The sequence below is a fragment of the Ruegeria sp. AI3 genome (genome assembly GCF_056541245.1).
The window spans coordinates 1-1628 of sequence record NZ_JBQFYA010000044.1 but is presented as its reverse complement, the minus strand read 5'-3'; the positions used below and the strand labels follow the sequence as shown (position 1 = coordinate 1628).

The 1628-nt window shown below is 58.0% G+C and carries 2 protein-coding genes; both read left to right on the top strand.

The window, feature by feature from the left end; all coding sequences use genetic code 11:
• Positions 1–193 (top strand): transposase (locus ACRZ95_RS22865; protein ID WP_480555666.1); only part of this gene is annotated, 193 nt, incomplete at its 5' end.
• Positions 194–344: 151 nt separating this feature from the next.
• A partial coding sequence (locus ACRZ95_RS22860) for an IS1182 family transposase (RefSeq protein WP_480555664.1) occupies positions 345–1628 on the top strand: 1284 nt, incomplete at its 3' end.

Below are 1628 nucleotides of genomic sequence, written 5' to 3'. Positions count from 1 at the left end.
CGACATCTCAATGAAGCTCAGAAAGAAGGTGGAAATGCTCTTCGCCCACCTCAAACGCATTCTCGGCCTGGGTCGGCTCCGATTACGTGGCCCATGCGGCGCAAACGACGAATTCCTCCTCGCCGCCACCGCCCAGAACCTCCGCAAACTGGCCAAGATCTTTCCCGCACCGCAGCAAACACGTAAAGCCTGATCAGAAAGGCACTCGCGCTCGGTTCAGCACACCACTTTCTGCGTCCGCAACACGTTGTTTTTCCACAGAATCGGCGGATTTCGTTGAAAAACTCTTGGTTGATTGAGTGGTAAGTCGCTGATTCAATTCGTCCTGTAGGGAGGAATTGGCGATGATGGGACCGAGGCAGGAAGCGCAGGCGGCGTTGTTCTACGAGTTCTCGCTGGAAGATCATGTCCCGCAAGATCACCTGCTGCGCTCGATTGATCGGTTCGTCGATCTTGGCAGCATCCGGTCGCATCTGGCGGAGTTCTACAGCCATACTGGACGCCCCTCGGTTGACCCCGAGTTGCTTATCCGAATGCTACTCGTGGGCTACTGCTTCGGGATCCGGTCCGAGCGGCGGCTTTGTGAAGAGGTTCATCTGAACCTAGCCTATCGGTGGTTCTGTCGGCTCGATCTGAACGACCGTGTGCCGGATCATTCCACATTCTCGAAGAACCGGCATGGGCGGTTCCGCGAAAGCGAACTGCTGCGCTACCTGTTCGAGATGACCGTGGCACACAGCATTGAGGAAGGCCTCGTCAGCGGTCAGCGTATGGCCATCGATGCAAGCTTGATCGAAGCCGATGCCAACAAGCAGAACTCAACGCCGAAGGAAGAGTGGGACGCCTCAACCGTTGATCCGACCGACGCGCCCCGCGCCGTCCGCGAGTATCTCGACACGCTGGACGAGGCTGCGTTCGGCGCTGCCAGCGAGGTTCAGCCCAAGTTCACATCGCATTCCGATCCGGCGAGCCAATGGACCGCAGCCCGCAAAGGCCCTGCATTCTTTAGCTATTCCGACAACTACCTGATCGATACAGATCACGGAGTTATCATCGACGTCGAAGCCACCAGATCAATCCGTCAGGCTGAGGTCGGATCGACCAAGACCATGTTGAACCGAGTAAAGGAACGGTTCGATCTGCATCCGGAGAGACTAATCGCGGACACCGCCTATGGCACCGGCCCACTTCTGGGCTGGCTGGTTGATCGCAAGATTGCGCCGCATATCCCGGTGTTCGACAAGTCCGGTCGCAATGACGGCACCTGGACCCGCGCCGACTTCGAATGGGATGCTGAGAATGACCAATACATCTGTCCCGAAGGTCACGCCCTCAAGCAGTTCCGCCGCAACTACTCAGACCCCAACCGCGGTCCGACGGGCAAGGGCACCGCTCGCTATCGCGCTCTGAAAGAGGTCTGTCAGGTCTGCCCATCGAAAACCAAGTGCTGCCCCAACGCGGATGCCCGCAAGATCAGCCGCGAAGAAACAGAAGACGCCCGCCAGGTGGCTCGAGACATTGCCAAGACCCGCCAGTACGACATCTCAATGAAGCTCAGAAAGAAGGTGGAAATGCTCTTCGCCCACCTCAAACGCATTCTCGGCCTGGGTCGGCTCCGATTACGTGGC